The sequence below is a fragment of the Methylobacterium currus genome (genome assembly GCF_003058325.1).
GTDB classification, from domain to species: domain Bacteria; phylum Pseudomonadota; class Alphaproteobacteria; order Rhizobiales; family Beijerinckiaceae; genus Methylobacterium; species Methylobacterium currus.
In genome coordinates this window covers 1,617,829-1,640,080 of record NZ_CP028843.1, presented here as the reverse complement: position 1 = coordinate 1,640,080, position 22,252 = coordinate 1,617,829, and the positions used below count along the sequence as shown (strand labels likewise).

At 66.8% G+C, this 22,252-nt stretch carries 18 protein-coding genes, 1 tRNA gene, 2 pseudogenes and 2 other annotated features; of the genes and pseudogenes, 7 read left to right on the top strand and 14 right to left on the bottom strand.

Annotated features, from left to right (window positions below; genetic code table 11):
- Positions 1 to 471: 471 nt before the first annotated feature.
- From DA075_RS07580 to DA075_RS36470, 5 genes are all read right to left on the bottom strand, one after another.
- Positions 472 to 870: a (R)-mandelonitrile lyase gene (locus DA075_RS07580; RefSeq protein ID WP_099952683.1), complete on the bottom strand. Its 399-nt coding sequence runs from the start codon at positions 868 to 870 to the stop codon at positions 472 to 474.
- A 33-nt stretch (positions 871 to 903) separates the two neighbouring features.
- Positions 904 to 1,659, bottom strand: coding sequence for a glucose 1-dehydrogenase (locus DA075_RS07575; RefSeq protein ID WP_099956476.1), 756 nt, complete (start codon positions 1,657 to 1,659; stop codon positions 904 to 906).
- Between the two features lie 136 nt (positions 1,660 to 1,795).
- Positions 1,796 to 2,710, bottom strand: coding sequence for a LysR family transcriptional regulator (locus DA075_RS07570; RefSeq protein WP_099952682.1), 915 nt, complete (start codon positions 2,708 to 2,710; stop codon positions 1,796 to 1,798).
- 394 nt (positions 2,711 to 3,104) lie between these two features.
- Positions 3,105 to 3,365 (bottom strand): hypothetical protein, encoded by a 261-nt coding sequence (locus DA075_RS07565; protein WP_099952681.1) that lies wholly within the window; start codon positions 3,363 to 3,365, stop codon positions 3,105 to 3,107.
- 398 nt (positions 3,366 to 3,763) lie between these two features.
- Positions 3,764 to 3,904: a hypothetical protein gene (locus DA075_RS36470; RefSeq protein ID WP_164712241.1), complete on the bottom strand. Its 141-nt coding sequence runs from the start codon at positions 3,902 to 3,904 to the stop codon at positions 3,764 to 3,766.
- 351 nt (positions 3,905 to 4,255) lie between these two features.
- Here DA075_RS36470 and DA075_RS36465 point away from each other — a divergent pair, with 351 nt between their 5' ends.
- Positions 4,256 to 4,396, top strand: a complete 141-nt coding sequence (locus tag DA075_RS36465; RefSeq protein WP_164712240.1) for a hypothetical protein — start codon at positions 4,256 to 4,258, stop codon at positions 4,394 to 4,396.
- Positions 4,397 to 4,569: 173 nt separating this feature from the next.
- On the opposite strand, the gene DA075_RS07550 is transcribed toward DA075_RS36465, so the two are convergent.
- From DA075_RS07550 to DA075_RS07535, 3 genes and pseudogenes are all read right to left on the bottom strand, one after another.
- Positions 4,570 to 5,798, bottom strand: a protein-coding gene (locus DA075_RS07550) for an IS3 family transposase (RefSeq protein ID WP_099952597.1) whose coding sequence is annotated in 2 segments (ribosomal slippage) — positions 4,570 to 5,504 and positions 5,504 to 5,798 — 1,230 coding nt in all. Because the reading frame shifts where the segments join, the coding sequence is not laid out codon by codon here.
- Positions 5,401 to 5,517 (bottom strand) — a sequence feature (AL1L pseudoknot). It overlaps the preceding gene by 117 nt.
- A 47-nt stretch (positions 5,799 to 5,845) precedes the next feature.
- Entirely contained in the window at positions 5,846 to 6,067 is a 222-nt protein-coding gene (locus DA075_RS07545) for a DUF6894 family protein (RefSeq protein ID WP_244936528.1), read from the bottom strand.
- 1,128 nt (positions 6,068 to 7,195) lie between these two features.
- Positions 7,196 to 8,116: pseudogene (locus DA075_RS07535) on the bottom strand (ABC transporter substrate-binding protein); the annotation flags it as partial.
- A gap of 49 nt (positions 8,117 to 8,165) precedes the next feature.
- Between DA075_RS07535 and DA075_RS07530 the strand changes: the two are divergent.
- The 4 genes and pseudogenes from DA075_RS07530 to istB all read left to right on the top strand — a co-directional run bounded on the left by DA075_RS07530 (position 8,166) and on the right by istB (position 12,252).
- Positions 8,166 to 9,394, top strand: a protein-coding gene (locus DA075_RS07530) for an IS3 family transposase (RefSeq protein ID WP_099952597.1) whose coding sequence is annotated in 2 segments (ribosomal slippage) — positions 8,166 to 8,460 and positions 8,460 to 9,394 — 1,230 coding nt in all. Because the reading frame shifts where the segments join, the coding sequence is not laid out codon by codon here.
- Positions 8,447 to 8,563 (top strand) — a sequence feature (AL1L pseudoknot). (Overlaps the previous gene by 117 nt.)
- A 79-nt stretch (positions 9,395 to 9,473) precedes the next feature.
- Positions 9,474 to 9,788: pseudogene (locus tag DA075_RS07525) on the top strand (transposase); the annotation flags it as partial.
- 335 nt (positions 9,789 to 10,123) lie between these two features.
- Entirely contained in the window at positions 10,124 to 11,389 is a 1,266-nt protein-coding gene (gene istA, locus DA075_RS07520) for an IS21-like element ISMex13 family transposase (RefSeq protein ID WP_003602196.1), read from the top strand.
- Positions 11,386 to 12,252 (top strand): IS21-like element ISMex13 family helper ATPase IstB, encoded by an 867-nt coding sequence (istB, locus tag DA075_RS07515; protein WP_043766344.1) that lies wholly within the window; start codon positions 11,386 to 11,388, stop codon positions 12,250 to 12,252. Before istA ends, istB begins: the two co-directional genes overlap by 4 nt.
- Here the strand turns inward: istB and DA075_RS07510 are convergent.
- Positions 12,237 to 13,328, bottom strand: coding sequence for a zinc-dependent alcohol dehydrogenase family protein (locus DA075_RS07510; RefSeq protein ID WP_099952679.1), 1,092 nt, complete (start codon positions 13,326 to 13,328; stop codon positions 12,237 to 12,239). The genes istB and DA075_RS07510 overlap by 16 nt on opposite strands.
- Before the next feature lie 101 nt (positions 13,329 to 13,429).
- On the opposite strand from DA075_RS07510, the gene DA075_RS07505 reads away from it, so the two are divergent.
- Positions 13,430 to 14,284 carry a LysR family transcriptional regulator gene (locus tag DA075_RS07505; protein WP_099952678.1) on the top strand — a complete coding sequence of 285 codons (855 nt, stop codon included), beginning with the start codon at positions 13,430 to 13,432 and terminating at the stop codon, positions 14,282 to 14,284.
- Between the two features lie 296 nt (positions 14,285 to 14,580).
- Here the strand turns inward: DA075_RS07505 and DA075_RS07500 are convergent.
- The 5 genes from DA075_RS07500 to DA075_RS07470 form a co-directional block, all read right to left on the bottom strand.
- A tRNA-Pro gene (locus tag DA075_RS07500) sits at positions 14,581 to 14,658 on the bottom strand.
- Positions 14,659 to 16,025: 1,367 nt separating this feature from the next.
- The gene (gene pyk, locus DA075_RS07485; protein ID WP_099952675.1) at positions 16,026 to 17,438 is read right to left on the bottom strand and encodes a pyruvate kinase; all 1,413 of its coding nucleotides are present in this window, start codon (positions 17,436 to 17,438) and stop codon (positions 16,026 to 16,028) included.
- A gap of 52 nt (positions 17,439 to 17,490) precedes the next feature.
- A complete protein-coding gene (locus DA075_RS07480; RefSeq protein ID WP_099952674.1) occupies positions 17,491 to 18,750 on the bottom strand; it encodes a glycerate kinase type-2 family protein in 1,260 nt (419 codons plus the stop codon).
- A 10-nt stretch (positions 18,751 to 18,760) separates the two neighbouring features.
- Positions 18,761 to 19,840 (bottom strand): tartrate dehydrogenase, encoded by a 1,080-nt coding sequence (locus DA075_RS07475; RefSeq protein ID WP_099952673.1) that lies wholly within the window; start codon positions 19,838 to 19,840, stop codon positions 18,761 to 18,763.
- Positions 19,841 to 19,881: 41 nt separating this feature from the next.
- Positions 19,882 to 21,180: an MFS transporter gene (locus tag DA075_RS07470; RefSeq protein WP_099952672.1), complete on the bottom strand. Its 1,299-nt coding sequence runs from the start codon at positions 21,178 to 21,180 to the stop codon at positions 19,882 to 19,884.
- Between the two features lie 165 nt (positions 21,181 to 21,345).
- Here DA075_RS07470 and DA075_RS07465 point away from each other — a divergent pair, with 165 nt between their 5' ends.
- Positions 21,346 to 22,050 (top strand): GntR family transcriptional regulator, encoded by a 705-nt coding sequence (locus DA075_RS07465; protein ID WP_099952671.1) that lies wholly within the window; start codon positions 21,346 to 21,348, stop codon positions 22,048 to 22,050.
- The last annotated feature ends 202 nt before the right edge of the window (positions 22,051 to 22,252 follow it).

Sequence of the window (22,252 nt, the reverse complement as noted above, 5' to 3'; positions counted from 1 at the left end):
CTTCAATCTGCCTGCCCGAATTGTGGCAGCCCGCCACAAGCTGTTACTCTTGACTCTGCGACATCGCGGTCCGCCGGACCGTCGGCGACGGGCCTCGACCGGCACCACACGCCCGTCCTGCCGTACCAGGCCGGGCCGGAATGGCCCGTGCGGCGCCGGCCCGGCCGAGGCCGCGAGGGCGGCCCGGGAGCGGGCCAGCAGCTCCAGCCCGCGGGCGGCGCGGCGCAGGTCGCCGACCAGGGCGTGCCTCTCGGCATGGAAGCGCGCGGGATTGCCATGGCAGGGCGCGAGGCGGTCGGCGACGGTGGCGAGCGGCTGCGCCTCCACGCGGGGATCGAGCAAGGCCGCCTCCGGAAGCGCGAAGCGCCCGCCAGGCGATCGGCCTGCGGGCGCCACGCTTCGAGCGTGGAGATCGTGGCGCGTTCACGGCGGCAGTGCAAGCCTGTCGACCGCCGGCCACTCCGGGATGGCTCACGCGCCGCGGTACTGCTCGTCCGTGACGGGCTCCAGCCACATCACGGCGGTGCCGTCCTGCCGCTCCTGGATCGCGATATGCGTCAGTGCCGTCGTCGCCGTCGCGCCGTGCCAGTGCTTTTCGCCCGGCTCGAACCAGACGACGTCGCCGGCGGAGATCTCCTCGATCGGGCCGCCCGCGCGCTGCACCAGGCCCCGGCCGAAGGTGACGATCAGCGTCTGGCCGAGCGGGTGGGTATGCCAGGCCGTCCGGGCGCCGGGCTCGAAGGTCACGTGCGCCCCGGCGACCCGCGCCGGGTCCGGCGCGGTGATGAGCGGGTCGACCCGCACGGTGCCGGTGAACCAGTCCGACGGCCCCTGGCCGGACGGCTGGGAACCGCTGCGCTTGATGTCCATACGCTCGTTCCTCCGTTGCGCTGCGTTCGGCCCTCAGAGGGACCAGCCGCCATCGACCGAGATCGCGGCACCGGTCACGAAGGCACCGAGGTCCGAACTCATCCACAGCACGGCCTCCGCGATCTCCTCGGGCTTGCCCAGGCGTCCGACCGGCTCCAGGTCGATCGCCTTCTGGATGTCGCCGCCGGTGAACCGGTCCATCATCGGCGTCTCGATGTTCCCGGGTAGGACGGCGTTCACCCGGATATTCGCCTTCGCATAGTCGAGGGCGGCGGACCGGGTGAGGCCGATGAGGGCGTGCTTGGATGCGGCGTAGCTCGCACCGCCCGCAACACCTCTGATGCCCGCGCCGGACGAGGTGTTGACGACGACCCCGCCGCCCTGCCGCAGCATCTGCGCGATCTCGTGCTTCATGCACACGAATGTCCCGCGCAGGTTGATGTCGAGGATCCGGTCCCACTCGTCGAGGGCGATCTCATGGACGGGCGCTGCCGTGTTCTCGACGCCGGCGTTGTTGAAGGCGCAATCGAGGCGGCCGAACCGCGCGACGGTGCGCGCCACCGCGGCTTCCACCTCGTCCGGCCGGGACACGTCGCAGCGGGCCGCCAGCACCTCGCCGCCGGCCGTCTCGATCTCGGCCCGCAGCCGGTCCAGCGGCGCCTCCGCCCGGTCCGTGACGGCGACGCGCGCGCCCTCGGCCGCGAAGGCGAGGGCGGCCGCGCGGCCGATGCCGCTGGCGGCACCGGTGACGAAGGCGACCTTTCCGCTGAACCGGGATGTTGGGGGCATGGTGATCGTCCGCCTGGGCTGGAGGCGAGTGGTCGGCTCGCCGGTCCGTCCGACGTAGCGGCTGCGCACCGTCCCGATCAGCCGTCCGGCTCTCAACGGAGCGATGAGCCCGGCTCATCGTCGGACGGGAGAGCCTCTACAGGCCGAGGGGCTGCACCTCGCGGATCAGGTCGATGAGCAGCCGCAGGCCGGTCGGCAGCTGGCGGCGTCCGGGATAGTAGAGGTAGAAGCCGGCGCCCATCGGCGCCCACTCCGCAAGCACGATCCGCAGCATCCCGGCGGCGACCAGCGGCGCGACGCAGGGTTCCGGGAGATAGGCCAGTCCTCCGCCCGCCGCCGCGAGGGCGAGCGCGAACTGCGTGTTGTCGAGCGTGACGGCGCCGGGCACGTCGAGCGCGAGCGGCTCGCCGGCCCGCTCGAACTCCCACCGGTAGAGGCTCTCGTCGCCGAGGCGAATGCGCAGGCACCGATGGGCCGACAGCGCCTGCGGATGGTCGGGCGTCCCGTGCCGTTCCAGGTAGGCGGGCGCGCCAACCACCACCCAGCGCAGGTCCGCCGACAGGCGTTGCGCGATCATGTCCTGAGGCACCGTGCCGCCGTACCGGATGCCGGCATCGGCCCCGGCCTCCACCACGTCGAGCAGGGCGTTGGACACCCGGATGTCGATCTCCACCCGCGGATGGCGGGTGTGGAAGACGGGGAGAACCGGGGCGAGCAGAAGCGTGCTGGCATGTTCGAGCACGTTGAGACGGATCCGCCCCGCGGCGTCCCCCGGGTCCCGGTGCCGGTTGAGCACGTCGAGCGCGGAGCCGATCGCCAGGAAGGGCGCGTCCAGCACGGCGAGGAGGTCCTCGCCGGCCGAGGTCAGGGTCACGCTTCGGCTGGTGCGGTTGATCAGGCGCACGCCGAAGCGGGCCTCCATCTGCCGGAGGGCGTGGCTCAGCGCGGAGGCGCTGACGCCGAGCTCCAAACCCGCGCGCCGGAAGCTGCGATGGCGCGCGATGGCGAGAAAGCTGGCGAGGTCGGTGAGGTCGGTCCGCGTGATCGGCATGAGGCACAGAGGTGCGGCGGCGGGCCAGGAAGGCAATCCGCGCCCTCCGGCATGGGCCGAGACGGCTTTCGTCCGGTCCCGGACCGGTGCCCCGGCGCCAATCCTGCGCCGCCCGCCCGTCGCCGCGGCCGAGTCCGTGGGCGATCCCGGCGACGTCCCGCCCCTCGGCCAGGACCCGGTGCAGGATCCGCGTTCCCACATGGCCGACCGCCTCGCGGAGCTTGTCCAGCCGCCCCTCGACCAGCCGCCCGTCCTCGATGGCGGGCAGGATCGCCAGCTCGTGCGCCATGGTGGGATCGACCCGGTTGCCGCCTTCCGGCGAGCCCGATCGGTGCGGCCCGGCCCGGCACTCGAACGCCTCCTGCAGCACGCGCCCCGGTCGGGCCGAGGGCGGTCAGTCGGCCTCCGTGGGGGCCGTCCGGATGAAGGTCAGCACCTCGTTCAGAGGCAGCGATCCGGGATAGTCGGGGAAGGCGAGGGCAACGGGTGCGCCGAGGGCGGCCATGATGTGCCGCAAGTCCTCGACCCAGGCATCGGCGTCAGCCTGGGTCGCGAAGCCGGTGCGGACCATCGTCTTGTCCGGCTCGATAGTCACCGTCACGGAAAATCGCCCGTCCGGCATGTCAAAGATCTGATAGGTCACGCGGCGGGCCATTCGGCAGCCCTAGCGCAAAAACTCAACTCTGAAAAGTCAATGTAACGGAGATTTACTTCGGGATAATCTGGCAAAAAGGGCTTGTTCCCGCGCTCGCGACGAGAGTGCACGCTTGGTCGTTCCTCGCGCCGTCACGCCGTTGCGTCCGTCCCCTATCGCCGCCTGCGGACGAGCGCGGCCTGCGCCTGCCGGTCTGCGGCCCACCGCTTCCAGGCCGGCCCTGCCGGTCATCGTGGTGGACCAGCCTCCGCTACACCACGCCCTGGGACACGATCCCGGCCGGGGCTGCTCGCCCGCACCGGGCCCGACATCGACGCCTGGCTGGCCTACGTGCCGGCGGCCCGCGCGCTTGCCGCGTCCTTGGCGGGCGGCCCCGCGCCGGGCGACCACGATCCTGGTCACGCCCCGGGCACGCCCTGGGCGAAGCGGCGCTTCCACGAGGCGTGGTCCGAGACGGCCGCTGCCGCCGGCATCACCGCGCTCCACTTCCACGACCTGCGCGGCACGGCGGTGACGATGCTGGCGGAGGCCGGCTGCACCGTGCCGGAGATCCGCGACGATCACCGGCCACTCGCAGGCCCACGCGCAACGCATCCTGGACCGCTACCTGGCCCGCACCCGGACGCTGGCCGAGTCGGCGATCGCGAAGCTGGACGAACACCGCCGGAACCAGCCGGAGCGGACGCCGACGCTCGGCCAGAGTCGATATTCGACCAGTCTGACCCTGTGATGGGCCGCTACCGACCCTCAACGGCCCCGTCCCGGCCGCTCGCTTCGATCCGCGCAAGATGGTCCTGATGCTGGCGCTGGAGGTCTTCAAAGAGGACCAGGAGCGCCTCCGCTTCGCTCGTTGGTAGATCCTCTCGCCGCAGGTGAACGATGAGGGCGCGTTGCTGCGCGATGTGCTGGGCACCTTCCTCGACGTGCCGCCTGACCATATCGAGCTCGGTTTCACCTTCACGCATTGGCGGATCACCGCAAGGCAAGGATCAAAATTTGATTCTCTTGCCCGCAAGAAGCCGCCCGCATGATGCAGTCGGACGATACTTGGCAATCATCGTCCCCAGACGGGCGGCGAGCACGCATCTTGCTTGAGTCCTTCATTTACGAAGGGCATGTTATCGCCCTGCCAGATGCCTGCAAACGTCATCATGGCCGTATAGACTGAACCGCTCCGGGTTTTTCGGAGGCTTGTTGGCTTGGGTCAGGCGGCCGAGGCCTGGTCGCCGACGTGAGCATAGTAGCGCGCTTCGGCCTCGGCGGGAGGGACGTTGCCGATTGGCGCGAGGAGGCGACGGTGGTTGTACCAGTCGACCCACTCCAGGGTGGCGTACTCGACGGCCTCGAAGGAGCGCCAGGGTCCGCGTCGGTGGATGACCTCTGCCTTGAACAGGCCGTTGATCGTCTCCGCCAAGGCATTGTCGTAGCTGTCGCCGACGCTGCCGACCGACGGCTCGATGCCTGCTCCAGCCAGGCGCTCGGTATAGCGTAGAGCCAAGTATTGCGAGCCGCGGTCCGAGTGATGCACCAGCCCGCTGCCCTGACCAGGGCGACGCTCGTGCAGCGCCTGTTCCAGAGCATCCAGGACGAAGCACGCGTGAGCGCTGCGTGAGGCCCGCCAACCGACGATGCGCCGGGCGAACACATCGATGACGAAGGCCACATAGACGAAGCCCGACCACGTCGGCACGTAGGTGAAGTCGCTGACCCACAAGGCATTCGGCCGGGGAGCCTTGAAGTGGCGGTTGACGCGGTCGAGAGCGCAGGCAGCGGCCGGGTCGGGGATCGTGGTGCGTACGGTCCTGCCACGCACCACCCCCGCCAAGCCCAATCGGCGCATCAGCCGCGCCACCGTGCATCGCGCGGTCACGATCCCCTCCCGGGCCAGTTGCCGCCAGACCTTCCTCACGCCGTAGACGCAGAAGTTGGCCTCGAACACGCGCTGGATCTCGATCATCAACGCGGCGTCGCTGCGCGCACGAACCGGCTGCTTCTCGGGATCGGCACGTCGGGCCGCATGCAGGTAGTAGGTCGACGGGGCGATCGGCAGCACCCTGCAGATCGGCTCGACCCCGTAGACCTCCCGGTGATCGTCGATGAAGCTGATCATGGCCGTGACCGGCGGTCGAGCTCCGCCATGGCGAAATACGCCGACGCTTTGCGCAGGATCTCGTTGGCCTGGCGCAGCTCGCGGTTCTCTCGCTCCAGCGCCTTGATCCGCTCGCGCTCGTCCGTCGTCTGCCCGGGTCGCACGCCCTGATCCCGCTCGGACTGGCGCACCCAGTTCCTCAGCGTCTCGCCCGAGCAGCCGATCTTGGCGGCAATCGACTGGATTGCCGACCACTGCGAGCCGTGCTCGCCCTCGTGCTCGCGCACCATCCGCACGGCACGTTCACGCACCTCAGGGGAAAACGGGGCTGTTCGTTTCGTCATGGCTCCATCCTCTCAGAAGTTGGAGCCTCCGAAAAACCCGGAGCAGTTCAGACAACAAGGTTGCCGGCATTGCGGACAGAAGCCGTCAACGCTTGTCGATCTGGATCCTCCGCATTGGCAAGCGGTGCGATCGCAATGTTATCCCGTGCGATCGCAGCGAGAGTTCGTGCGACTTCAGCCCTGATGGCATGCGTATCACCACAGTCGGTGCCAGCTTCATCTCGGAAGAAATGCCGACCATCGTCGAGGTCAAAAAAATAGCGTGGCATGCGGCTCTCCACCATCAAGAGCAAGAGCACACGTCTCTCCTAGCCATCGACGCCCGATATTCGTTGCCGACGATGCGTATTCTTACACCAGACGACGCTTGGCGACACCAACATGTGTGTGCTCCAGGAGAAGACTGGGCGCGTCGGCTCATCGATGGCTGAGGGCGAGCCAAGAGCAAGCCGGCACGGGCCCCGCCCCCGCCATCCCCGTACACGCCCTCGAACACCCGTCCTGAGCCCGCCGCGTGCCCAGCGAGGCCCCACCATGCCTGCTGCCAAGGGGGAGGGGTAGGTCTGAGCCTGGCTCGGAGGCGGCGGCTTCCCACCCCGAGCGGGTGTTCCGCTACCCGAGTGCGGCTGCAGTCAAAACGACGGTTGTTCAGGCACCTGAACCTGCGGATTATCGCCTGACGGGCAATCAATCGACGCGCTTGCGCGGTCAGCGCGCGTCGATCGAACCAGCATCGCAACAAGACGGCTTGCAGGGAGGGCCAGGACAAGCACGGCGCTAGGGGCGGCTCATGACCCCTGTCAGACATCTTGCCTTTCCCTCGTACTCCCGACAATTGCCCCTGAACGAGATCCCGGCCTTCAGCCGCACCCGCTGAAATTTGATCACAATCTCTGGAATACTTGAACGTATGCCTATATTGATTAAATAATAATATTCAAGCTTGTGCTTTTATTTGATACTTCCTTAAATTGATAATTCTCGTCCTGATGTGATCGCGAACGATAGCGCGCTGATCGGCGGACAAGCCCGCATTCTGCGTATCGGATGCTCGATCGTTCGACATTTCTCGGTCTCCTGTGACGCTCAAACGCATGAGCGCTGCCACTCGGACTGCTGTTTCCTCCCACTTTTTGCAACGCGGTATTCGAACTATCTCTCGCCGCCTCGCCTTGAGATAGGTCAAAATCTGCTAAGCGTAGCAGTCCCTGACGCACGAATTCATGCCATGGGGCAAGGCGCGCCGCGGCTGAGGGCCACCTCGCTTCTCTTCCTGGGCCGTCGCAGCGGCCAGCGCTTTGCACGTGCGGTTGCCGATCAGCCCCGCCTCGAGGTCGGCCACGGCCGCAATCTGCTGCAACAAACTCACCAGAGGGCACGAATCGGCGCCGGCTCCATTAGGTAGGTTGGTAAAAATCGACGTGTTTATCAAAAACGATCGTGCCGTTCTCATTTTTGACGACGTTGTACCCGTGAAGGCCGCCACCGTTCTTGTCGAAATTGTAGGTGCCATCGGCCCCCTGATAACCACGAACAGCAAGTCGCGCATCGCGGATCGCCTGCGGTTCGGTCTTACCGACCTTGTTGATCGCCATCGCCAGCACCTTCACGGCGCGATAATTCCAGGATGATTGACAGTCAGGTTGAATATTAGTTTTATTTCGATCGTTTTCGCTGTAGTCGACAGCGGCATCGCTCGAATTTTCAACGAAATCTGCAACGCCATAGGTGCCATATAGTGCGGGGCCACCTAATTTCATCGCTGTCAGAGTGACGATCGATGCCGATCCAACCCAGGGTAAGGTGACACCGAACTGACGCAGCTGCCGAGCGAAAATAGCCTAATCGTTCTCGAACGGGACATAGGAGCCGATCACCTCGGCGCCCGACTGGCGGATCGCCAGCACCACGGGTGTGAAGTCCTGGCTCTGATTCGCATAGCCCTGGTCGAGCGCGACCATGGCGCCGGCCTGGCCAAGAGCCTCGGCCAGCGCCTTGGCGCCGCTGGTACCGAAAGCGTCGGTGGAGTGCACCACCGCCCATTTGTTCTTCTGCAGCGTGGCGACGCCGAAATCGGCGATCACCCGAGCCGAGTCGCTGTCGTTCGGCCGGAAACGGAACATCCAGGTATTGCCCATATGGGTTAGAACCGGGCTCGTGCCGCCGAAGCAAACGGGCTTAGCCGTCTTGAGGATGTCGGGCGCCATGGCGTGGTTCAGGGTCGAGCGGATCGACCCGATGAACCCGACGAGGTCGTTCTGCGAGGCGAGCTTCGAAAAGGCCAGCACCGTGCCCGGGTTTGTGGTCTGATCGTCCTTGAACTGCTCCGGGTTTTTCGGAGGCTCCAACTTCTGAGAGGATGGAGCCATGACGAAACGAACAGCCCCGTTTTCCCCTGAGGTGCGTGAACGTGCCGTGCGGATGGTGCGCGAGCACGAGGGCGAGCACGGCTCGCAGTGGTCGGCAATCCAGTCGATTGCCGCCAAGATCGGCTGCTCGGGCGAGACGCTGAGGAACTGGGTGCGCCAGTCCGAGCGGGATCAGGGCGTGCGACCCGGGCAGACGACGGACGAGCGCGAGCGGATCAAGGCGCTGGAGCGAGAGAACCGCGAGCTGCGCCAGGCCAACGAGATCCTGCGCAAAGCGTCGGCGTATTTCGCCATGGCGGAGCTCGACCGCCGGTCACGGCCATGATCAGCTTCATCGACGATCACCGGGAGGTCTACGGGGTCGAGCCGATCTGCAGGGTGCTGCCGATCGCCCCGTCGACCTACTACCTGCATGCGGCCCGACGTGCCGATCCCGAGAAGCAGCCGGTTCGTGCGCGCAGCGACGCCGCGTTGATGATCGAGATCCAGCGCGTGTTCGAGGCCAACTTCTGCGTCTACGGCGTGAGGAAGGTCTGGCGGCAACTGGCCCGGGAGGGGATCGTGACCGCGCGATGCACGGTGGCGCGGCTGATGCGCCGATTGGGCTTGGCGGGGGTGGTGCGTGGCAGGACCGTACGCACCACGATCCCCGACCCGGCCGCTGCCTGCGCTCTCGACCGCGTCAACCGCCACTTCAAGGCTCCCCGGCCGAATGCCTTGTGGGTCAGCGACTTCACCTACGTGCCGACGTGGTCGGGCTTCGTCTATGTGGCCTTCGTCATCGATGTGTTCGCCCGGCGCATCGTCGGTTGGCGGGCCTCACGCAGCGCTCACGCGTGCTTCGTCCTGGATGCTCTGGAACAGGCGCTGCACGAGCGTCGCCCTGGTCAGGGCAGCGGGCTGGTGCATCACTCGGACCGCGGCTCGCAATACTTGGCTCTACGCTATACCGAGCGCCTGGCTGGAGCAGGCATCGAGCCGTCGGTCGGCAGCGTCGGCGACAGCTACGACAATGCCTTGGCGGAGACGATCAACGGCCTGTTCAAGGCAGAGGTCATCCACCGACGCGGACCCTGGCGCTCCTTCGAGGCCGTCGAGTACGCCACCCTGGAGTGGGTCGACTGGTACAACCACCGTCGCCTCCTCGCGCCAATCGGCAACGTCCCTCCCGCCGAGGCCGAAGCGCGCTACTATGCTCACGTCGGCGACCAGGCCTCGGCCGCCTGACCCAAGCCAACAAGCCTCCGAAAAACCCGGAGCGGTTCAGGCCGAGGATGACGCGATGGACCACTACCGTAACCCGGCGGCTTGCGCGGGCTGCACGCTCAAACCCCGCTGTACGCCTGCGAAGACAAGACGGGTCAAGCGCTGGGTGCACGAGGGCGTACTCGATGCGATGCAGCAGCGGCTTGATCGGATGCCGGAGGCGATGATGATACGTCGTCAGACCGTGGAGCATCCGTTCGGCACGCTGAAGGCCTGGATGGGGGCGACGCACTTCCTGACCCGCACACTGGTGAAGGTCAGAACCGAGATGAGCCTGCAGGTTCTGGCCTATAATATGAAGCGGATAATCCAGATGTTCAGGGTCGGAGCGCTGATCACGGCGATCCGGGCGTAAGCCCCCCACGCACGCGAGGTCGCTGCAAGGGCTCGCTCAGCTACCCAGCAACCCAAACCGCGTTTTCACACGACCTGGACCCTAAGCAGTCCGTGCTCGGCAGAACCTCAAATGTCCAATTGGGCTCTCTGCCTAGCGCAAACCATTTAAACAGAAATCGCTACCTATGCAGCTTCGCTTCCTGTCAGCGGGCGTTGAATACTCCCTGATTGTGGGCATCGAAAATTCCCTGGTCGGTGCCCTGGCCCGTAGGGTCGCGACGCCCCGCGCCCTCTCGGGCTTTTCCATCCTCAGCCACCATGCCTGCCGATACCGATCGGCTGGGAGCGACGAGGATGGTTCTGCTGGGAGAACTCGTCATGATCTTGGACCTGCACCGACAGGGCCTGTCCGTCTCCGCCATCGCCCGCCGGACCGGCCGCGATCCGAAGACGATCCGCAAGTACATCGAGCGCGGCCTCGAGCCGCCGGCCTACGGCCCGCGTCAGCCCGGCCGCCCGAGCAAGCTCGCGCCCTATCTCGATTATCTGCGCGAGCGGATCACCGCCTTCCCCGACCTGAGTGCCGTGCGCCTGACCCGCGAGTTGCGCGAGCGCGGCTACACCGGTGCCTACACCGCGGTGAAGCGGTTCGCCGCCGCGATCCGGCCGCCCGAGGCCAAGCCCTACGAGGTCCGCTTCGAGACCCCGGCCGGCCAGCAGGCGCAGGTCGACTTCGCCCGCTTCCTCGTCACCTTCACGGATGCGCCGGACACGACCTGCATCGTCTGGCTGTTCTCGCTGGTGCTCGGCCATTCCCGGCACATCGAGGCGCGCTTCGTCCTGCATCAGGACCTGCAAACGCTGCTGCGCTGTCACATGCAGGCCTTCACCGCGATCGGCGGCGTGCCGATCGAGATCCTCTACGATCGCATGAAGACGGCGGTCACCGGCGAGGATGCGGACGGCCACATCGTCTACAACCGATCCCTGCTGGCACTCGCCCAGCACTACGGATTCCTGCCGCGCGCCTGCCGCCCGTACCGGGCCAAGACCAAGGGGAAGGTCGAGCGACCGTTCTCCTACATCCGCCAGGACTTCTTCCTCGCACGTTCCTTCCGCGACCTCGACGACCTCAACCGCCAGCTTCGGAGCTGGCTCGATACCGTCGCCAACGTCCGCTTGCACGGCACCACGCAGCGGATCGTCTCGGAAGCCTTCGCCGCCGAGCGGCCCGAGTTGCAGCCCTTGCCGGCTCTGCCCTTCGACGCTCTGCTCACGCTGGAGCGGCGCGTCAGCCACGATGGCCTCGTCTCGATCGGTGGCAACTATTACAGCGTACCGGATCGGACCCGGCGCGTCGTCGAGGTGCATCAGTTGCCCGACACGATCCGCATCCTCGATGGTGGCCGGCTCGTCGCGAGCCATCCGATCCTGGAGGGACGACGGCAGTACCGCATCGACCCCGACCATCGGCAAGGCACGGCCGCTCGGGCCATGCGCCGCGGCCATCCCGACGGTCTGCCGATCGGCCGCCATGGCGATCACGTCGCCCGGCGCTCGCTGGCTGTCTACCAGGCAGTCGGCGAACGGCTCGCCGGCGGGATCGGAGGCCAGCGATGAGCCGCGCCGCCCCCTGTGTCGCCACGACCCTCGACAGCATCAAGCGCAGCTTGGTCGGCCTGCGCATGCCGCGCGCCCTGGAGGTGCTCGACGCGACGGTCCGGCGCATCGAGCAGGGCGAGATCGACGGCTTGGCCGCCCTCGACGTGATCCTGACCGAGGAACTGACGCTGCGCGAGAACCGCCGCGTGAAGACCGCCCTGCTGGTCGCGCGCCTGACCACGATCAAGACGCTGTCCGGGTTCGACTTTGCCTTCCAGCCCTCGCTCGACCGCGAGCGCGTCCTGGCGCTGGCGGAACTGACCTTCATCGACCGGGCCGAGGTCGTCCATCTGCTCGGACCACCCGGCACCGGCAAGAGCCATCTGGCGATCGCGCTCGCCGTCGAGGCGGTCAAGGCCGGGCGCAGCGTCGTGTTCTCGACGCTGGCCGACCTCGTGACCTCGCTGGCCAAGGCCGAGCGCGACGGCTCCCTGCGCGAGCGCATCCGCTATCTCTGCCGGGCCTCGCTGCTGGTCGTGGACGAGATCGGCTACCTCCCCGTCGTCCCCGGTGGCGGCAACCTGTTCTTCCAACTCGTCAACGCGCGCTACGAGCGCGGGGCGATGATCCTGACTTCGAACCGCGGCTTCGCCGAGTGGGGCGAAGTGTTCGGTGATCCGGTCGTGGCGACAGCCCTGCTCGACCGACTCCTCCACCATGCCGTGGTGATCCAGATCGAGGGGGCGAGCTACCGCCTGCGCCAGCACGCCGACCTCGTCCCCGAGCACGTCCGCTCCAAGGCCCTGATCGCTCCGCCGCCCGCACCCAGGCGTCGCGGTCGTCCACCCGGAAAGGCTGCCTCCGATCACACGGCCGGCTGATCACCGATCCGCACCGAACCCGCCGGCCAGGGAATTTTGAAAGCCCACAATTGCGGAGACTTCGGTGCCCGTTGACAGCTTCCCAAGCTAATCACGATCTTGCCTCGCGCGGAGCCGGTTTTAATGGCGTGATATGCCTGATCAACGGTGTCGAGGCCAAAGCTGCGCCTATCCAAATGGGGCGCCAGCTGGCCGGCCTCAACGAGTTGAGTCACCGCGCGCAAGATCTCACCGTGATGCGCTCGGCCTTCACCAGTCAGTAGCGGCAACAGCGTGAAGACGCCCGAGTAGGTACCTGCTCTGAACGAGAGCGGTGCCAGGGCGTGCGTTCCCCAGCCGAGCGCGCTCACCACGTGGCCGAAGCGCCGGACCGCCGCGAAGGATGCATCGAGGGTCGCGCCGCCCACAGTGTCGTATACCAGGTCGAAGCCACTTCCAGCCGTATGCCGCTCGACATAATCAGTCACCGTCTCGGCGTGGTAGTCGATGAACGTCGCCCCGCGCTGCGTAATCACGGCACAGCTCGCGGCAGATCCGGTTGCGAAAACCTGCGCCCCGAGAGCCCGGGCGATCTGGATCGCCACTTGTCCCACCCCGCCCGCGCCGCCCTGCACCAGAACGCGCTGGCCAGGGCCGACATGGGCACGGTCGACCAGACCTTCCCAGGCCGTGATAGCAACAAGCGGCAGGGAGGCGGCCTCGCGCATGCTCACATTTGTCGGCTTCGGGGCGAGTAGGTCCGCATCGGCCGCCTGATACTCCGCCAGCGAACCCTGGTTGCCGCCCACCCCACCGGTCATCCCGTAAACCTCATCCCCGATCCGCCACCCAGTCACGCCCGGACCGAGCGCCTCGACCGTGCCCGCGAGATCAAGACCGAGAATGGCTGGCACGGGATGACGCGCATGCGCAGCCGCACCCGCGTGGATTTTAAGGTCCAGCGGGTTCACACCACTTGCCGCGACACGCACCAGGACTTGGCCCGGGCTCGGCTCTGGCCGGCTGATCGTGGCGATGCGAAACGGTGCATCGTGTGTCTCAACGACGGCTGCCCTCATGGTAGCGGGTGCGTTCATGGCGATCTCCTGTAATGCGCTGACGATCGGGCATTCTCAGGCGTTGGGAAACGAACGATAGTGCACGTAGATCAAACGTTCCTGTATGGGCGATCGGTACCGTGATCGAATGGAGCGACTTACGCATCTTTCTCGCGATTGCCCGAGCCGGCACGCTCGGTGCCGCCGCCCGCGCTGTCGGAAGCACTCAGCCCACCATGGGCCGGCGCCTCCGGGCGCTGGAATCCGCTACAGGTCATGCCCTGTTCCAGCGTACGGCCGACGGGTTCGTGCTGACCGACGAGGGCGAAGTTCTGCTCGCTCACGCCGAACGCATGGAAGAGGAGGCGCTCGCCATCGAACGGCAGCTCGCCGGCCGTTCCGGGGCGCTCGCGGGTTCGCTCCGCCTGTCATCGTCGGATTGGTTTGGGAAGACCTTGCTGGCACCGGCCCTGGCCACGTTCGGGCACCGCCACCCGGATGTGGAGATCGAGTTGCTGACCGATGCGCGGCTTTACAGCCTGCCGCGGCGAGAGGCTGACCTTGTGTTCCGGATCACACCATTCGACGAGCCTGAGGTGATCTCGCGACGCCTGCTGACGGTCCGCTACGGGGTCTACGGCGCGCGCGGCACGACTCGGCCGGTTGCGGGTGATGGATCCGGTACGCGGACCATCACAATGGATGCCTCATTTGCCGAGATGCCTGACGCAGTTTGGCTCCGGCGGATGTTGCCAAATGCGCGAGTTGCATTCCGCAGCAACAACCGCGAGGTCCAGGCGCAACTGTGCCGGGACGGAGCGGGCGTTGCCGTTCTTCCGTGCCCTCTCGGGGACACCACTCCCGGTCTCGTCGCGCTCGACCTAGGCGAGCCACCACTGTGCCGCGATACGTTCGTGGGCTACCACCGCGATCTGAGGCGGCTCCGGCGGCTGCGAGCGCTGCTCGATCACCTGCTTGACCAGCTTGCCGGATGACAGCTCAAACGTCCGGGGCATCGACAATGGCCCGCGCACACCGTCCGCCGCACGCCATTTACTGACATCGCGCTGGTGCGGCCTGAACCACTGCATTCCACCCTCAGCAGCACTTCATACGGCTAAGCTGGTCGGGTTCAGGCACCGACATTGGAGCGCGTGGAGGGGAGAACTCAAAGGGCGAACACAAGGCCAAAAACAAAAAGCGCCCCGTTCGGGGCGCTGAACCTTGCAAACTGATTTGCAAACCGAGGGTCCGACCCCCTCAAGAACCAAGCCTAAGTTCTTGATTTTAATGGTCGGAGCGAGAGGATTCGAACCTCCGACCCCTAGTCCCCCAGACTAGTGCGCTAACCGGGCTGCGCTACGCTCCGACGCCCCGAAGGGCATGAGCGATCTAGCTTTTCGGCCCCGACCGCGCAACCCCCTTTTTCGCGGCTGGCGCAACGAACGGCGAACAGGAGCGGCTTTCAGAGCGCATGGTCCCACGGAAGTCCCACGCGATGGTCAGGGCCCGTTCCGTTGGGGCAGGGCCCCGCACGAAGGCCGCGGCGCGCCTACAGACGGGCATGGCATCTATACTCCACCCCACCGTCCTCACGTGGTCCCGCCTCACCCGGTCCCGCGGCCTCGCCAGCCTCTCGCCCAGCGCGCCGCCCTGTCCCGGCCAGCGCCCCGACGAATGGGCCGAGACGCACCGGCGTTGCGGGGCGTTCGTCGCGCGGTCAGGGGCACGCTGCGGGGTGGGACACGCTGAGGCTGTTCGGGGTGGCCCGGTCACCGGCACGGTCTGCGGCTGGACCCGACCGCCTGGGGCCGATGCACCCGTGCCCCTCGGAGCATACACATGTTGGTGTTGCCGTTCGTGACGTCGTCTACGGTGATTCATCGTCGGCGAATAATATCGAGCGTCGCCGGTTAGGAGAGACGTGTGCTCTTGCCCTTCATGGTGGAGAGACGCGTGTCACGCTATTTGTTGACCTCGACGATGGACAGCACCTGCTCCGAGATGAAGCCGGTACCGACTGTGGTGATTTGCATGTCGTCAGAACTAAAGTCGCACGAGGCACCATTGCGACAGAACTACTTGCAAATTACAGAGATTAATATCGTCATACACTGAAGATGTTTGTTGTAAAGATCGCTATACGTGTTATCTATACGGCAAAGGTGGTCTTTATCGGGATTTGGCACAATGAAGAAATGCTGCTCGTTACGGAGGGACTCAATCAAGATGGGCATCCACCGCGTATCTGGGGGGCGATCATGGCCATGTACCGTCTGCCAGTCACCATCCGGGCCGCCTCGTAGTGACCATCTGCTGCGGTGACGTGGTCGAGGCGGGTGGCGCGGTGGCTGGACGCGGGATAGGGCGATGAGTGAGTGGCAACCGATACAGACTGTTCCTGAGGGCGTGCACGTCCTTTTGTGGTTCCCAACCGGCGAACGAGGCAATGGCAACATTGAAGCCGCAACCGTTTACTGGGCAAATAAAGGCAAATCATCTTTCCTAGGAAGGCTACGGCTTGAGTATTGGAGCCATGGAGGCCCCATTTCAGGGAGAATCTGGCATCCCGACGAGGACGCCACGTTCTGGCGTCATCTGCCCGATGGTCCCGCAAGCCTAACGACGTGATGCGGCGAAGACGGCAATCCTGGCATCGACCATGGCGTCCTGCGGCAGGAACGCTACGCTGTGACCCGAATCGTCTGATCGCCCAGCCGCATATCTGATCTGCATTCAGATCTGCACCAGCCGAATATTGTTGGTGTTGCCGGTGGTATGGAAGGGGATGCCGGCCGCGATAACGATGTGGTCGTTGGGCTTCGCGAACTCCTCCGCTTGCGCGTGCTGCGCGGCCTTGGCGACCATCTCCTCGTAGCTGTCCACATCCTCAGTCTGCACGCTGTGCGCGCCCCAGAGCAGGCACAGCCGTCGCGCGGTCGCGAGGTTCGGCGTCAGCGCAAGGATCGGCGGCTCGGGCCGCTTGCGCGCTACCCGGGCCGCGGTGGTGCCGCTCGCCGTGTAGGTCACGATCGCCTTGGCGTGAAGCGCCTCGGCGAGCGTCGCGGTCGCGGTCGCCACCGCGTGGGGGGGCGTCTCCTCCTCGCCCGGGTCGGAGGCCGCTACGATCGAGCGGTAGAGCTTGTGCCCCTCCACCGAGCGGATGATCCGGTCCATCATCGACACGGCCTCGACCGGATACCGGCCGGTCGCCGACTCGGCCGAGAGCATCACCGCATCAGCGCCATCGTAGATCGCAGTCGCAACGTCCGAGGCCTCCGCTCGGGTCGGGGCCGGCGCGCCGACCATCGAGTCGAGCATTTGCGTCGCCACGATCACCGGCTTCACTGCCAGCCGGCAGGCGCGGATCAGCTCCTTCTGGCGGCCAGGCACATCCTCATGCGGGATCTCGACGCCGAGGTCGCCGCGGGCGACCATCACCGCGTCCGACAGGCGGATGATGTCCTCGATCCGCTCCAGCGCCTGCGGCTTCTCGATCTTCGCCAGAAGCCCGGCCCGGTCGCCGACCAGGGCGCGCGCCTCGACCATGTCGGACGGCTTCTGGACGAAGGACAGGGCGACCCAGTCGACGCCCAGCTCGAGGCCGAAGGCGAGATCGGCGCGGTCCTTTGCCGTCAACGGCGAGAGGTCGAGCAGAGTGCCGGGCAGGTTGACGCCTTTGCGGTTGGAGATGATCCCGCCGGTCACCACCTCGGCGGTGATGGAGTCGGCATCCAGGCCGGTGACGCGCACCCGCACGCGGCCGTCGTCGATCAGCAGCTCCTGCCCCGGCACGACGGCGGCGAAGATCTCCGGGTGGGGCAGCGGGAGAGCCTGCTTGTCGCCGTCGCGGCCTTCCCGCACGAAGCGCACGCTCTCGCCCGCCGCGAGATCGAGGCGGCCGTCCTCGACGGTGCCAATGCGGATCTTCGGGCCCTGGAGGTCCTGAAGGATCCCGATCGGGCGGCCGACCTCCGCCTCGAGCGCACGGATGGCGGCGTGGACCGCGGCGTGGTCGTCGTGCGTGCCGTGACTGAAGTTGAGACGGAAGGTGTCGACGCCGGCCAGGAACAGGGCTTTCAGCCGCCCGGGGGTGGAAGTCGCGGGACCCACGGTGGCGACGATCTTGGCGTGGCGGTGACGGCGCATGATGCATCCGGCCGCGCGGAACGGCCGCCTTCTGGTGTCGTGGGGAGGGAGGTCAGACGATCAGGATCGCCCGAAAGTCGTTGACGTTGGTGAGCGTCGGCCCGGTGACGACGCCGTCGCCCAGGGCTTCGAAGAAGCCGTGCCCGTCGTTGCAGTCGAGGCTCGCCGCGAGCGACAGGCCGAGCGTGACGGCGCGCGCCGGGGTGTCGGGCCCCAGCACGGCGCCTGCGATCTCCTCCACGCCGTCGACGCCGTCGGTGTCGCCGGCCACGGCGTGGATGCCGGGATGGCCGTCGAGCGCGGCCCCGAGCGCCAGCAGGAATTCCACGTTCCGCCCGCCGCGGCCGTCGCCGCGCACCGTCACGGTGGTCTCGCCGCCCGAGAGGAGCACGCAGGGTTTGGGCACCGGCAGGCCGTGGGCGGCAACGCTCCGGGCGATCCCGGCCATGACCTTGCCGACCTCGCGCGCCTCGCCCTCGAGCGCGTCGCCGAGGATCCAGGGGGTGATGCCCTCGCGCCGGGCGAGGTCCGCGGCGGCGTCAAGCGCCATCAGCGGGGTTGCGACCATCCGCAGGTCGGAGGGGCCGAGCCGCGGATCACCGGGCTTGACCGATTCACCCCGACCGGTGGCGAGGTGGAGGCGCACCGCCTCCGGGACCACGATCCGATGGCGCTCGAGGATCGCCAGCGCATCAGCACAGGTGGTGGGGTCCGCGACGGTCGGGCCGGAGGCGATGTCGAGGGGATCGTCGCCGGGCGTGTCGGAGATCAGCAGCGTCACCACCCGGGCCGGGTGGCAGGCGGCGGCGAGCCGCCCGCCCTTGATCGCCGAGAGGTGGCGACGCACGCAGTTCATCTCGCCGATGGCGGCACCGGATTTCAGCAGAGCGCGGTGGACCGCCTGCTTGTCGGCGAGGGTGAGCCCCGGCGCCGGCAGCGACAGCAGGGCCGAGCCGCCGCCGGAGATCAGGCACAGGACGAGGTCGTCGGGTCCAAGCCCGGCGACGAGGTCGAGGATCCGCCGAGAGGCAGCTTCGCCAGCCGCATCCGGTACCGGGTGGGACGCCTCGACCACCTCGATCCGGGTGGTCGGCGCGCCGTGACCGTAGCGGGTGACCACGAGTCCGGAGAGGTCTCCTGGCCACGCCGCCTCGACGGCGCGGGCCATCGACGCTGCGGCCTTCCCCGCCCCGACGACGATCGTGCGGCCGCGGGGCGGCTCGGGCAGGTGCCGGGCAAGGCTGACGGCGGGATCGGCCGCCGCCACGGCGGCCGCGAACAGCCGCCGCAGGAGATCTCCGGGCTCGGTCACGGCGTCCCCCTTACTCGTTGTCGCCCTGGATCGCCGCGATGACCGCGTCGGTGACCTGGCGGGTCGTCGCCTTGCCGCCGAGATCGGGGGTATGCAGGCGCGGATCGGCGGTCACCCGCTCCACCGCACGCATCAGCCGGTCAGCCGCAGGCTTCTCGCCGAGGTGCTCCAACATCTGGCAGGCGGTCCAGAACGTCGCGACCGGGTTGGCAATGCCCTTGCCGGCGATGTCGAAAGCCGAGCCGTGGATCGGCTCGAACATCGACGGGAACCTGCGCTCCGGGTTGATGTTCGCGGTCGGCGCGATGCCGAGCGAGCCGGCCAAGGCCGCAGCCAGGTCCGACAGGATGTCGGCGTGCAGGTTGGTGGCCACGATGGTGTCGAGGGTCTCGGGCTTGATCACCATGCGCATGGTCATCGCGTCGACCAGCATCTTGTCCCAGGTCACGTCCGGGAATTCCTGGGCGACTTCGGCGGCGATTTCGTCCCACATCACCATGGCGTGGCGCTGGGCGTTCGACTTCGTCACCACGGTGAGCAGCTTGCGCGGGCGGCCCTGCGCCAGCTTGAACGCATAGCGGATGATGCGGGTGACGCCGGTGCGCGTCATCATCGAGACGTCTGTCGCGACCTCCTCCGGATGACCCTGGTGCACGCGCCCGCCCACGCCCGCATACTCGCCCTCCGAGTTCTCGCGCACGATCACCCAGTCGAGCTCGGGGCCCGAGACGTGGCGCAGCGGGCTGGTGATGCCGGGCAGGATCCGGGTCGGGCGGACATTGGCGTACTGGTCGAAGGGCTGGCAGATCGCGAGCCGCAGGCCCCACAGGGTGATGTGGTCGGGCACGTCCGGGGCGCCCACGGCACCGAAGTAGATCGCGTCGTGGTTCTTGATCTGCTCGCGGCCGTCCGCCGGCATCATCATGCCGTGCTTCTTGTAGTAGTCGGAGCCCCAATCGAAGTGGTCGAACTGGAACTTGAACGTGCCGTTCTTCTCGGCCAGGGCGTCGAGCACCTCGATGCCAGCGGCGATCACCTCGATGCCGATGCCGTCGGCCGGGATCGCGGCGATCTTGTAGGTCTTGGTCATGACAGGTCTCCGTACGCGATGTGAGATGCGGAAAGAGGCGATCAGTGCGCGACGGCGTCGGCCGTCCCGCTGCGTCGCCCGGCGCGGGCGACGATCAAGGTGACGATCGCGGACAGGACGAGCAGCCCGGCGACGAAGATCAGGCCGCCGGTGAAGCTGCCGGTCCGGTCCTTGATCCAGCCGATCGCCCAGGGGCCGACGAAGCCGCCGAGATTGCCGATCGAGTTGATCGTGGCGATGCCCACCGCCGCGGCCTGGCCCGACAGGAACATCGTCGGCATCGCCCAGAGCGGGGGCTTGGCCGCGCTGATGCCGATGTTGACCAGGCTGAGCGCGGCGATCACCGCGATGGTCGAGGCCGCGCCGCCGGCGAGCAGCAGGCCGACTGAGGCGACGAGGCAGGCGATCACGACGTGCCAGGTACGCTCGCCGGTCTTGTCCGAGTGCCGTGCCCACAGGATCATCGCGATGATCGCCAGGGTCGGGGGCACGCCGTTGAGGAAACCGACCGCCATGTTGGAGAGGCCGAAGCTCTTGATGATCTGCGGCGCCCAGATGCCGAGCGTGTAGAGTCCGGCCGAGGTGCCGAAATAGACCAGAGCCAAGGCCAGGACGCGGAGGTCCGAGAGGCCCGCCACGATGCCGTGCTTGGCGCTCACAGTCTTGCGGGCGTGCTCCTCGTTCATCTCGGCGACGAGCCAGGCACGCTGGTCGTCAGTAAGCCACTTCGCCTTCTCCGGCCGATCGGTCATGTAGAACAGCACGACGACGCCGAGCACCACCGCCGGGATCGCCTCGATGAGGAACATCCACTGCCAGCCGCGCAGGCCGAGGATGCCCTCCATCGCCAGAAGCGCGCTCGACAGCGGCGAGCCGAGCACCACCGAGATCGGGGCCGCCGCCATGAACAGCGAGACGACGCCGGCGCGATAGCGGGTCGGAAACCAGTAGCTCAGGTAGAGGATGATGCCAGGGAAGAACCCGGCCTCCGCCGCGCCGAGCAGAAAGCGCAGGGCGTAGAAGCTGTACTCGCCCTTCACGAAGGCGAAGGCGCCCGAGATGATGCCCCAGGTGATCATCACCCGAGCGATCCACAGGCGTGCCCCGACCTTATCGAGGATGATGTTCGAGGGCACCTCGAACAGAAAGTATCCGAAAAAGAATATGCCGGCCCCGAAGCCGAAGACGGCCGAGGAGAAGCCGAGATCCTTGTTCATCGTCAGCGCGGCGAAGCCGATGTTGACCCGGTCGATAAAGGCGATGAAGTAGAGCAGGCAGATGAAAGGGACCAGGCGCCATGCGACGCGGCGCATGGTGACCTGCTCGAGCGAGCGGTCCATCGTTTCCTCCTATGGAATCGCCTGCACCGCGCGCCAGCTTTCGTGCCAACTTCCATGCAAGCTCGCATGGCCTATGCCATCGCACTAGGGGGCCGTCAACCGTTCCGTTGCAACTTGCATGGAAGCTGTTAAGCATGAGAGCGAGCTGTGTGATTGGGTAGCGAGATGGCGCGGGTGAAATCGGCACGGACTGACGACAGCGAGAAGCGTCCCTCGCTCGTCGACGACGCCTACGCCGCCATGAAGCTAGCGATCCGGAACTCGGACTTTGCTCCCGGCTATCAGGCCTCCGAGCAGGAGATCGCGCTGCGCCTCGGCATGAGCCGCACGCCCGTCCACGAGGCGGCGATCCGGCTGCAGGAGGATGGGCTGGTGCGCGTGCTGCCGCGTCGCGGCATCCTGATCTGCGCCATCGCACCGGAGGACATGCGCGAGATCTACGACGTGATCATCGCATTGGAAGGGCAGGCGGCGGAGCGGGTCGCCGGGCTGCCAGAAGCCGAGCGGCTGCGCGCCGCCGGCGAGCTCGCGGCGCACACGGATGCGATGGCATCGGCGCAGATCAGCGGCGACCTCCCGGCTTGGGGGACGGCGGATGAGGGCTTCCATCGGACACTCGTGGAGCAAGCCGGCAACGGACGTCTGATCCGGATCATGCAGACAATCAACGACCAGTCACACCGCGCCCGGATGCTGACGCTGAGGCTGCGCCAGGAACTCGACGCCTCCGTGACCGAGCACCGCCGCATCATCGAAGCCATCCGCGAGGCAGACGCGCCCGGCGCGCACCGGCACGCGCGCGAGCATCGCATCCGTGCGCGCGACAATCTGCTTCCGCTGCTGGAGAATTTCGGTCTCAGGCACCTATAGGCGAAAAGAATTATAAATTATTATCATAAATCCATATTCTTCAACAAGCCGATCCCGGCTCAAGATCTAGATCTTTTGGCTCTATATGTTGGCCTTATCCGAATGGGCGTGAAGGCTGCATCAGGACCGGCGATCTCGAGAGGTCCGGCGTTGGGTGACGGGCGGCTGTCCGGGCGAGTCGGATCGGAGGTTCGGAACTGGC

Bases quoted from the DNA above. Each gene is read 5' to 3' on its own strand.
- DA075_RS07580 (WP_099952683.1), bottom strand. From the start codon at position 870: ATGGACATCAAGCGCAGCGGTTCCCAGCCGTCCGGCCAGGGGCCGTCG.
- DA075_RS07575 (WP_099956476.1), bottom strand. From the start codon at position 1,659: ATGCCCCCAACATCCCGGTTCAGCGGAAAGGTCGCCTTCGTCACCGGT.
- DA075_RS07570 (WP_099952682.1), bottom strand. From the start codon at position 2,710: ATGCCGATCACGCGGACCGACCTCACCGACCTCGCCAGCTTTCTCGCC.
- DA075_RS07565 (WP_099952681.1), bottom strand. From the start codon at position 3,365: ATGGCCCGCCGCGTGACCTATCAGATCTTTGACATGCCGGACGGGCGA.
- DA075_RS07545 (WP_244936528.1), bottom strand. From the start codon at position 6,067: ATGCCACGCTATTTTTTTGACCTCGACGATGGTCGGCATTTCTTCCGA.
- istA (WP_003602196.1), top strand. From the start codon at position 10,124: ATGGTTCTGCTGGGAGAACTCGTCATGATCTTGGACCTGCACCGACAG.
- istB (WP_043766344.1), top strand. From the start codon at position 11,386: ATGAGCCGCGCCGCCCCCTGTGTCGCCACGACCCTCGACAGCATCAAG.
- DA075_RS07510 (WP_099952679.1), bottom strand. From the start codon at position 13,328: ATGAACGCACCCGCTACCATGAGGGCAGCCGTCGTTGAGACACACGAT.
- pyk (WP_099952675.1), bottom strand. From the start codon at position 17,438: ATGCGCCGTCACCGCCACGCCAAGATCGTCGCCACCGTGGGTCCCGCG.
- DA075_RS07475 (WP_099952673.1), bottom strand. From the start codon at position 19,840: ATGACCAAGACCTACAAGATCGCCGCGATCCCGGCCGACGGCATCGGC.
- DA075_RS07470 (WP_099952672.1), bottom strand. From the start codon at position 21,180: ATGGACCGCTCGCTCGAGCAGGTCACCATGCGCCGCGTCGCATGGCGC.
- DA075_RS07465 (WP_099952671.1), top strand. From the start codon at position 21,346: ATGGCGCGGGTGAAATCGGCACGGACTGACGACAGCGAGAAGCGTCCC.